The organism is Minwuia thermotolerans, assembly GCF_002924445.1.
Classification (GTDB): Bacteria; Pseudomonadota; Alphaproteobacteria; order Minwuiales; family Minwuiaceae; genus Minwuia; species Minwuia thermotolerans.
In genome coordinates, this window is sequence record NZ_PIGG01000066.1 from 1 (window position 1) to 10,266 (window position 10,266).

At 64.5% G+C, this 10,266-nt stretch carries 8 protein-coding genes; 7 read left to right on the top strand and 1 reads right to left on the bottom strand.

Annotation, left to right across the window (positions count from 1 at the left end; genetic code table 11):
* A partial coding sequence (locus CWC60_RS19275) for a beta strand repeat-containing protein (protein ID WP_338133094.1) occupies nucleotides 1-4,065 on the top strand: 4,065 nt, incomplete at its 5' end.
* A gap of 464 nt (nucleotides 4,066-4,529) precedes the next feature.
* Here CWC60_RS19275 and CWC60_RS19280 read toward each other — a convergent pair.
* Nucleotides 4,530-5,030, bottom strand: a complete 501-nt coding sequence (locus tag CWC60_RS19280) for a phage portal family protein (protein ID WP_109795566.1) — start codon at nucleotides 5,028-5,030, stop codon at nucleotides 4,530-4,532.
* Nucleotides 5,031-5,279: 249 nt separating this feature from the next.
* On the opposite strand from CWC60_RS19280, the gene CWC60_RS19285 reads away from it, so the two are divergent.
* The 6 genes from CWC60_RS19285 to CWC60_RS19305 form a co-directional block, all read left to right on the top strand.
* Nucleotides 5,280-7,787, top strand: coding sequence for a CHAT domain-containing protein (locus tag CWC60_RS19285; RefSeq protein WP_109795567.1), 2,508 nt, complete (start codon nucleotides 5,280-5,282; stop codon nucleotides 7,785-7,787).
* A 188-nt stretch (nucleotides 7,788-7,975) separates the two neighbouring features.
* Nucleotides 7,976-8,167, top strand: coding sequence for a hypothetical protein (locus tag CWC60_RS19290; RefSeq protein ID WP_109795568.1), 192 nt, complete (start codon nucleotides 7,976-7,978; stop codon nucleotides 8,165-8,167).
* Between the two features lie 8 nt (nucleotides 8,168-8,175).
* Complete coding sequence (locus CWC60_RS19295; RefSeq protein ID WP_109795569.1) at nucleotides 8,176-9,129, top strand: toll/interleukin-1 receptor domain-containing protein; 954 nt, start codon at nucleotides 8,176-8,178, stop codon at nucleotides 9,127-9,129.
* A gap of 30 nt (nucleotides 9,130-9,159) precedes the next feature.
* The gene (locus tag CWC60_RS23760; RefSeq protein ID WP_164516643.1) at nucleotides 9,160-9,297 is read left to right on the top strand and encodes a hypothetical protein; all 138 of its coding nucleotides are present in this window, start codon (nucleotides 9,160-9,162) and stop codon (nucleotides 9,295-9,297) included.
* A gap of 43 nt (nucleotides 9,298-9,340) precedes the next feature.
* A complete protein-coding gene (locus CWC60_RS19300) occupies nucleotides 9,341-9,658 on the top strand; it encodes an NIPSNAP family protein (protein ID WP_109795570.1) in 318 nt (105 codons plus the stop codon).
* Nucleotides 9,659-9,703: 45 nt separating this feature from the next.
* Nucleotides 9,704-10,266 (top strand): TIGR03619 family F420-dependent LLM class oxidoreductase (locus CWC60_RS19305; RefSeq protein WP_125182813.1); only part of this gene is annotated, 563 nt, incomplete at its 3' end.

Genomic DNA, 10,266 nt, shown 5'->3' on the forward strand with positions numbered 1-10,266 from the left:
ATCGGCGCCGAAGGCGTCGACTACGGCAGCTACAGCAATGTCGGCGAGGCCTATGTCATCTTCGGCCCCGGCCAGGCGGTTGCCGAGACGAGTTTCGACCTGTCCACGATCGACGGCACCGACGGCGTCACCATCACCTCTGCACCGGTGGACAATATCTATCTCGGCCAGGGCGTCGCCATGATCGGCGACATCAACGGCGACGGCTTCGACGATATCGCCGTGACCACCCGCTATGACGACGCCGGCGCGGTTTCCTACGACCAGATCGCCATCTTCTTCGGCCTCGATTCCACGGGTCTGGCGCAGGCCGGCGACGCCGGCGCCAATGCGCTGACGGGCGGGGCAGATACGGACCTGCTGTTCGGCAATGCCGGCGACGACACCCTGACCGGCAATGCCGGAGATGACGTGCTGCGCGGCGGCACCGGCAATGACAGCATGGTCGGCGGCGAGGGCGCCGACCTGCTGGAAGGCGGCGCTGGACAGGACACGCTGATCGGCGGCAATGGCGCGGACACGCTTCGGCCCGGCGCGAACGACGGTTCGGGCGACATCATCCGGCCCGGCGCAGACAGCAATCTGATCGAATTCATCGCGCCGGGCGAAGGCTTCTTCGCCCTCCTCTACGACGACCAGTCCCTGGGCATCAACGCGAGTATCGGCAACATCTCGGGCACGGTCGTGAAGTCCGGCGGCACCGACACACTGGAAGGCGTCAACCTGATCGACGGGATCACCGGCGGGCTGATGCTGGTCGGCGGCACCGGCGACGACACGGTCAGCGCCGACCTGATCGATTTCAACGAGTTCTTCCAGTTCCGCGGCGGCGCGGGCAATGACGACTTCACCGGCGGCGGCGGCTTCGACCGGCTCGACTACATCACCGCCGCCGGGGGCGTCACGCTCGACATCGGGGCGGGTACGACCAGCGTCGACGGCGATGGCGGCGTCGACTCCTTCGCCGTCATCGATGAGGTGCGCGGCAGCACCTTCGCCGACTCGATGCTGGGCTCGGCGGGCGACGACCGCTTCATCCCCGACGAAGGCAACGACACGATCGACGGCCTGGGCGGCTTCGACCTCGTCCGCTACGACCGCACAAACGTGGACTCTGTCAACTTCGACGCCTCGACCGGCCTCGCCGACGTCACCATCAACCTGACCGCCTACACCCAGACTCTCGCCAACATCGAGGCGGTGCGCGGCTCCGACGGCGACGACACCCTGATCGGCGGTGCTGACCCGGAGAATTTCCGCGGCAATGGCGGCAACGACTTCATCAGCGGCGGCGTCGGCGACGACAGCCTGTTCGGCGGGTTCGGCAATGACAGCCTGAACGGCCAGGAGGGCGGCGACTTCCTCGACGGCGGCGACGGTGTCGATACGGTTCTCTACAACCAGGACATCACGGCGGTAGATGTAGACCTGTCCACGCAGACGGCGATCGACGGCAGTCGCGGCCTCGATACGCTGAGCGGTATCGAGAATGTCACCGGCTCCATCTTCGGTGACACGATTACCGGCGATTCCCTCGACAACTTCATCGATCCGGGCGCGGGCGACGATGTCATCTTTGGCGGCGCCGGAAACGACACTGTCGACTTTACCAGCGGGTCGGACAGCATTTCCGGCGGCGCCGGCGACGATTCCCTGGGCGGTGGCGCGGAAGCCGATACGATCAGCGGCGACGCGGGCAACGACGCGATCGACGGCGGTTTCGGCAACGATCTGCTCTCGGGCGGCGATGGCGCGGATTCCGTTTTCGGCAGCTCGGGCTTCGATCAGCTCGACGGCGGCGACGGCGGCGACACGCTGGACGGCGGCGACGATGACGACACCCTGGTCGGCGGTCTCGGCGCCGATTCCATCATCGGCGGAGGCGGCGACGACACGCTCGACGGCGGCGCGGGCGATGACATCGTCGTCTTTACGGGAACCAGCGACGAATACGTCATCGTCGACAATGGCAACGGCTTCTTCACGGTGACCGACCAGGTGGCGGGCCGCGACGCCACCGACGTTATCGTCAACTTCGAGACGCTGGAATTCGCCAACACGTCGTTCAGCCTAGCCGAAGCCTTCAACGAGACTCCAACCATCGACCTGCCAGCTGGCGGGCAGGCGATTTCGCTGCCGGGCGACAACACGTCGAATGGCTTCGTCAGCAGCTTCAACTTCGGATCGTTCTCGGGCGCGGTCACGATCGAGGCGATCGTGCGCCTCGACACCGCGCCGATCGCCGGACACATGACGATCGTCGAAGGCGGAAACGACAGTCCCTATTTCGGCCTGATCGGCGGACAGCTCGAACTCTTCCCGTTCGCGGCCGGGCCAGTTCTGTCGCAGGGAACGTTCTTCCATGTGGCCGGCACGTTCGACGGCACCACCACAAGGCTCTACGTTGATGGCGTCGAGGTCGGCAGTTCCACGACCGCGCCGAGCGGGCTGAGCGGTTCCGGCCTCGGCATTGGCTTCAATCAGGGCGATAATCCGTTCCAGGGCCTGATCGACGAAGTGCGGGTCTGGTCCGTCGCCCGAAGCCAGGCGGAGGTTGACGGCGCGCGCGATCAGGTGCTGACCGGCAACGAGGCGGGGCTGGAGGGCTACTGGAACTTCGACGACAGCGACGGTTCGACCTTCGCGGACCTCACCGCCAACGGCAATAACGGCGTTATCCAGGGTAGTGCGACACTCAGTACCGAATCGGCCGTCGGCAACGGTTTCACTGTGGCCGAGGACGGCAATTTGACGATCGCCGGCCTCGCGGTGGACGACGCCGACCTCGGCGCGGGCAATATCGCCGTCGTGCTGACGGCGGCCAACGGCGTGATCGATGTGACCGACGGAACGATCGCCACCGTCGGCGGCGATCAGACCGGCAGTGTCAGCCTCGAAGGCTCGCTGGCGGACGTGAACGCCGCCATCGGCTCCCTTGTCTATACGCCGAACGCCAATTTCGCCGGCAGCGACACGATCCAGGTCGACGTCTCCGATCAGGGCAATGGCGGCACGACGGCCAAGACCGCGACCGACACTATCGACATCACGGTCGTGAACGACAATGCCGATACCCTGTTCGGCGCCGCCGCGGACGTGGTCGACATGAACGCGATCACCACGGCCGACTTCGTCGATGACGGCAACAACGCCAACGCCCTGGCGGGCGACGACCAGGTCACGCTGCCGGGCAGCGCGGCGGACGCGACCGAAGCCGGCTTCGCCGAGGGCACGCTGTTCTCCGGCGGCGACGGCGCCGATACGCTGTCCGGCGGTGCGCTCGACGACAGCATGTCGGGCGATGCCGGCGCGGATTCCCTCCTCGGCGGCGCCGGCGACGACACGCTGATCGGCGGCGCGGGCAACGACGCACTGGACGGCGGGACCGGCGGCGCGGTCGGCGACTTCGTCGACTATTCCGGCGCGGCGGCAGGTGTGGACGTGGATCTGGGCCTCGACCAGGCCGCCAACGATGGCGACGGCGGCAACGATACGCTCACCAGCATCGAGAACGTCATCGGCTCTGACTTCGCGGACACGATCGTCGCCCAGGACAACGAGTCCAACCAGCTCTTCGGCGGCGGCGGCAATGATTTCGTCATCGGCGCCCTGGGCGCACAGACGCTGGAAGGCGGCGCCGGCGATGATGTCATCACCGGCGACGATGGCGCCGACAGCATGACGGGCGGGGCCGGCGCCGACAGGTTCAACTACAACGACATCAGCGAAACGGTTCTGGTGGCCGTCAACCAGACGGTTGCCGATGCCGGGGTTGCGGTCGATCTGGTGAGCGATTTCAGCGGTACGGCCGGCGACGGGGACAGCTTCAGTTTCGAGGAGTTCGGCGGCTTCGACCCCATCGGTGTGGCGTCCTTCGCCACCATCGGCGCGGCCTATGACGGCACCAATTCCGGCGTCGGATCGGGCTCTGCCTATGTCTTCGACGGCCAGCACCTGATCTACGACGACGATGTCCAGACCGCGGGCTACCAGGTCGTGGCCGACACCGGTGGCGGCACGGTCGCCGAGGCGGATATCACGGTCTTCCCGAGCGGGCCGGCGTAACCGTTCAGGTCGGCATGGCTGTCGTTCCGGCCCGGTTCGACTGATGGAATCGTGGCAGGACGCTGCTTGCCGCGGCGTTGTCGCCGCGTGGCAAGACCGGCGTGATGAACCGCCCAGCGTATGGATGCATATGGACCCCGCCTGATTGCAACGATTTGGTTGGCTCTGGATCGGAGATCGCAATTGCGGACGTATATCCGGCTTCGTTGGATGGTGTCCCAGCGAGTGATGTAGCTGGCGGCATTCGTCGCCGCGAGCTCCGATGGATTTCCGCGTGCTTCCTCCTCAATGCCCCCGAGACATCGGCCCCTGCCATGCCGGTCCACACATCAGGTTCTGGAAGCGATGGGAGCGACCCTTTCACCATACCCAGCCAAGTTGCTGCAATATTCCGTCGATGGCCTCCTTGCCTCAAAATTAGCGAAGAAGGCGTCTACGAACCCAGGGGCTATTCATCTGCACTTTCAGTAATCCTTAGATACAGCCTGCCACCCATTCTTTGCCCCGTTTTGCCGCTCGTCGCGCGGGACTTCGGAGCCTTCCGACCGGGCCTGGGTGAGGCCTGCGCGGCTGACCCGGCGCGGGTCGGTGTCGAGCACCAGCCCGAGGCTATCGGCGCGGGCGTTGTCGGCAGCGATCTCGGCGTCGACGTGGTCGATGTCGCGGCCGAGTTTCGCCACCACCGACTGGCGGGAGGTAAAGCCGTTGCGCACCGCCGACTGCTCGGCGGCCTGTTCCTTCTGCGGGTCGACCCATTCCCAGCCTTCCGCCATCCACTGCACCCGGAGGTGGCAGCGGCGGTTGCCGATGAAATCCCGGACGCGCAGTTCGCCGGACATGACCCCGGTCTCGACCACGTCGCGCCAGACCGGGCGGCAGAGCTGGTGGGCGATCATCTGCTGCTGATCCATGCGCATGCGCCGACGGAGCTTCAGCGTGCCGGTGGGGGTCGAGGAATAGTTCACCTTCGTCAGGTCGCCAGTGACCTGGTCGTAGGAGAGGCCCGCGCCCCGACGGGGCAGCAGGCCCTCGATGATGGCGAATTCGCCCTGGCCGCCGATAGCTTCGCGGAATTCAGCGAAACCGATCCGGTCACAGCCCGCATGACGGAAAATGCTGCGAGCCGGGCCGCCGATGCGGCCAGGGACTGGTCAAGTATCACGATACTCGATACAAAGTAGATTAGAATCCGAATTCAAAATCATGGAGTTACAATGAAGTTGCAGTCGAAGGCGCTCCTTCTTCGCGCCGGTGTCCTAAGCCTCGCCATTCTCACAACCGCCTGCACCACCGACACCCAACGAGCCGTCAATCGGGGCGATTTCAAGTCGGTCGCGGCGCAGGCCGAAACCACGCAGGCCACCAACCCGGATCGGCCGATGCACGAAGTCCATGCGACATGCCAGGCATTGCTCCAGGTCCGCGTGTTCGCCGGGTTTCACGACTGCATGGACGAGCTTGAGCAGCGGGTTGCGGCCAATGGCGGCCACTACTGGCGCTACAGCATCATGTCCATGGGCGACGAGATGGATTTCCTGAACCGTCCATGGAGCCAGGCCAAGCTCGGCATGATGAGAGCCTTCGCCTGGTATTATCAGGGTGAGTTGGAGAAGGCTCACACGGAAGCCGCAACTGTCTTGACGCTGGCGGATGAGAACAAGTTTCTCACGGTCTGGCAGCAGGACCGACAGGAGTCGAGTGGCTTCACCAAGTTCATGTTGGAGATTCCCGAGGACAACAAGGGCCGACGAAACCTCTATCAGGCCCGCACCCTCGGCATGCTGGGCTCCATCGAGATCGAATGGGGTGACGAACGCGCCGCCCGTGAGCGCATCGCACGGCTGGAAGCGATGGATGCCAGTGACTACGAAGGCATTCACGAAATGCGCGGGAATTTCTCCGCATTGCACGAGACAAAGTCGATGTGGCTTGCGCGTCTCTATCTGGCGCTCGACGAGCATGAGAATGCCTATGCGGCGATGACCCGCGAACGCGACAGAAGCCTGAACGAAGCGTTCTTTCTCGCCGTTCAGACGATCAACTACATCAACCCGCTCTTCCAGGCGATGACACTGGATATCGCCGGCTCTCTCGACATCGAGGACGTCCGGTTCGCTCAGCGCTTCGAGCCTCGTTTCATGCTGCACCGAGCGGAACTGGAGACGGGTCGGCTGGCGGAGGCGAAGGCCGGGTACGACGACATTCTGGCCGAGCCGCGGGTGAAGGGCTTCGGCTCGGTCTACTGGCAGGCGCTGCACGGCCGCGGCCGGATCGCGCTGGCGGAGGGCGACCAGGCTGCGGCCATCGGGTACTTCGAGCGCGCCGTGCGCGTGATCGAGAGCCAGCGCCGCTCCATCGAGACGGAAGCCGGCCGCATGAGCTTCGTCGGCGACAAGCAGGCGGTCTACCGCGACCTGATCGGCGCGCTGATCCGGGAGGGCCGGGTCAGCGAGGCCTTCGCCTATGCCGAGCGCGGCAAGGCCCGGGCGCTGGTGGACATCCTGGCCTCCAAGGAAAGCTTCGGCGACGCCGCGGTGCGGCCACGGGAGGCAGCGCTGCTGGAGCGCTACCAGGCTCAGGAGACGCGGCTGAAGCAGCAGGCGCGCGAGGAGGGGTTCGACATCGCCACCCGCAGCGCCGACGCCCGCGCCGAATTGATCGCTGCCGCACCGGAGCTGGCCTCGCTGGTGACCGTGCCGGCGTTCTCGGCGGCCGAGCTGCAGGCGCTGATCCCGGCTGGGGAGGCGCTGGTGGAGTACTACCGCCAGGGCGACAGCCTGTTCGCCTTCGTTGCCGACCGGAACCGGGTGCAGGCCTTCGAGCTTTCCACCGACGGCCTCGACGAGGCCATCGGTCGATTCCGGCGTGCGCTCTCGCGGCCCGGCGGCGACGCCTGGCGGGCGCCGGGCGAGGTGCTGCACGCGCGGCTCGTCCGGCCGCTGACCACTGCCGTGGGTGGGCGTCAGGTGACCATTGTGCCGCACGGGGCCCTGCATTATTTGCCATTCGCGGCGATCCCCACCACCGATGGCGGTTTCCTGATGGACGAATGGGAGATCGCGGTGCTGCCGAGCGCTTCGGTTCTGAAGTTCATTGGCCGGAACCGGGCCGGGGAGCGGCTGCTGGCGTTGGGCAACCCGGACCTGGGCGATCCCGAGCTGGATCTGCCCGGCGCGGAGGCCGAGGCGGTGGCAATCGCGCGGGCGACGCCGCAGGCGGAGACGCTCCTCCGCGGCAACGCCACGGAGACGGCACTGCGCCGGCGGGCCTCGGCGCATGACGTGTTGCATCTGGCCTCGCACGGCGTGTTCGATCCCACGAACCCGTTGAGCTCGGCGCTGCTGTTGACCGCTGACGGCGAGCATGACGGGCGCCTGACGGCCTCGGAGATCTACGAGTTGAGGCTCGATGCCAGCCTCGTCACCCTCTCGGCCTGCCAGACAGGCCTCGGGCGGGTCCGCTCCGGCGACGATGTCGTCGGGCTGACCCGAGGCTTCCTGTTCTCCGGCGCCGACGCCATCGTGGCCAGCCTGTGGCTGGTTGACGACGCGGCCACCTCGGAGCTGATGCAGGCGTTCTACCGCGCCCGGCCGGAAGTCGGCGCGCGGGCGGCACTGCGACAGGCTCAGCAGGAGCTCCGCGAAAGCGGCAAAACGCACCCCTACTACTGGGCCGCCTTTCAGCTCACCGGGGCCGAAAGCCGAGGCGGCGCCGGGGCGTGACTCACACAAACCGGCCTCCAGCAAACTCGGGGCGGTTCACTCTAGATATCTGGCCGCATTCTTGGTCGCTTCCGTGGCCGGTTGTCAAGAGCGCGAACTCCCCTGTGGTGTACACCTTGTGTTCTGCACCGGTTGTGATATTTTGCGATTTTCAAGGAACCTCCCACAGGATGTAGGGGAAGAAGACAATGACGAAGACATACAAGCCCGGCGAGAAGGCTCCGCGCAGCGGACAGTACGAGATCACTGGTCCGCGCGGCGGCGGCACAGGCATCGAGCGCACAGTGACGAAGGGCGAGCCACTGCCCCCACCGCTGAAATCCGGACAGCAATACAAGATGGCCGACCCAACCAAGCACGGCGGTAAGAAAGGCAAGTAGAAGCGCCTGTGAAAGCGTTCATCTCATATTCCCACCGCGACAGCTTTGCGCTGGAGCGTCTGCATGTTCATCTCGCCTCGCTGAAACGCGAAGGGCACATAGAGGCATGGTACGACCGCGACATACTCGCAGGCAGCGAACTCGACGCCGAGATCGCCGAGCAACTTGAAGCCTGCGAGTTGTTCCTTCTTCTTGTCAGCCCCGATTTCCTTGCTTCGGAATACTGCGTCGAAACAGAAATGCGGCGCGCCTTGGAGCGCCACGATGCCCGCGAGGCTCGCGTGGTGCCGATCATCATCGAACCCTGTGATTGGGCATCGTCCGGGCTGCGCGCGCTCAAAACCCTGCCGCGTGACGGCAAACCGATCAGCGACTGGACAAACGAGAACACGGCGTATCTGAATGTCATACAGGAACTCCGCAGAATTCTGGATCACGAGCCGCCCACATCGGCACCGGGATCCAATACTGCGGCCGCGCCGAACGATGACGATGCGATCCGCTCAGCGCCGGAGCGGCGATACCGCGTCCGACGCGAGTTTGATGATATCGACAAGGCCGAGTTTCGCGAAAACGCTTTCAAGACGATCAAGGCCTACTTTCAGAGCGCAGTTCAGGAACTGAATAGTGTCGAGGGCTTGCGGGGACGGTTCACCAATCTCTCCGAAACCTCCTTTGGCTGCGTTATTGTCAATCGCGGCCTCGGTCGCGGGACGGCACATCTCACCGTGCACGGCGGGCGTGGCCAGCACGGTTTTGGTGATATCTACTATTCATTTTCCGAAAACGCCGCCGAGAACACGGCCAATGGTTGGTTTAATGTCGAGGCCGATGAGTACGAGTTGCATCTCAAGGCCTCCATCACGCTCACCCATAACGAGCGGAGCATGAGTCCGGAAGCCGCTGCTGAGGCCTTGTGGACAGAAATACTCCAGCAAGCCGGAATTTCCTATGACGGATAGGGTCAGGTTTCGATGCGCTATGTCCGGGTCATGAAAGAGCTTCCGCGGACGCCGACCACCAAGGTGCAGAAGGTTAAGCTCCGGGATGCGGGCGTCACGGACGACACCTTCGATCGGGAGGCCGCCGGCATCCGCGTGCGTCGCCATAGTTTCCGCAAGAGCGCCTGAGAAGGCCCCGCAGCGTCGCACGCAGACTACTGGAGGCCCACCGATGGCAATATACGAACTCCGCACTTACACAATCCTGCCAGGCCGGATGCCAGAAGCGGTGACGCTCTTCAGGCAGTCGGGATGGGCTGCGCTGGAGAAATATCAGGATAAGCTGGTCGGGTACTTCCTGGGAGACATCGGCGCCATCAACAAGGTCATTCACATCTGGAAATTCGATGATGAGGTCGACCGGCGCAAATGCTGGAACAGCATGTTCAAGGATCCCGATGTTATGAGTTTCGCGGAGAAGTATCAGCCGCTGATCCAGTATCAGGAAAACCAACTCATGACGGCCGCGCCATGGGGCCCACACCCCTGATTACAGGGGCGGAAACGCCATGGCCGGGAAAGAGGAGGAACTGCGATGAGACTTGGCGTGGTGTTCCCGCAGATCGAGATCGCCGGCGATGCCGAAGCGGTGCGCCGTATCGTACTGGCGGCCGAAGAGTTGGAGTATGACTACATCCTGGCCTATGACCACGTGGTCAAAGCGGTTCATGCGGATCGAGTACCTGAGCTGGAAGGCCCCTACACGGAAAACGATCCCTTCCACGATCCCTTCGTGCTCTTTGGCTATGCTGCGGGCATTACAAAGCGCATCGAGTTCACGACCGGCGTCCTCATTCTTCCTCAGCGCCAGACGGTGCTGGTCGCCCAGCAAGCCGCCGATGTCGACATTCTCTCGGGCGGACGCCTCAGGCTCGGCGTGGGTATCGGCTGGAACTATGTCGAGTACGATGCGCTGGGCGAGAACTTCCGTACCCGCGGGCGCCGGGCCGATGAGCAGATCGGCTTTCTGCGCCGACTCTGGGAAGAACCGGTCGTTTCGTTCGATGGACGCTTCGACAGGATCGATCGAGCCGGCATCAATCCGCGTCCGAAGCGTTCGATCCCGATCTGGATAGGCGGCGTCTCGGAGCCGGCATT

Excerpts from the sequence above, each read along its gene's own strand:
- CWC60_RS19285 (WP_109795567.1), top strand. The coding sequence starts at position 5,280 with ATGAAGTTGCAGTCGAAGGCGCTCCTTCTTCGCGCCGGTGTCCTAAGC.
- CWC60_RS19290 (WP_109795568.1), top strand. The coding sequence starts at position 7,976 with ATGACGAAGACATACAAGCCCGGCGAGAAGGCTCCGCGCAGCGGACAG.
- CWC60_RS23760 (WP_164516643.1), top strand. The coding sequence starts at position 9,160 with ATGAAAGAGCTTCCGCGGACGCCGACCACCAAGGTGCAGAAGGTTAAG.
- CWC60_RS19300 (WP_109795570.1), top strand. The coding sequence starts at position 9,341 with ATGGCAATATACGAACTCCGCACTTACACAATCCTGCCAGGCCGGATG.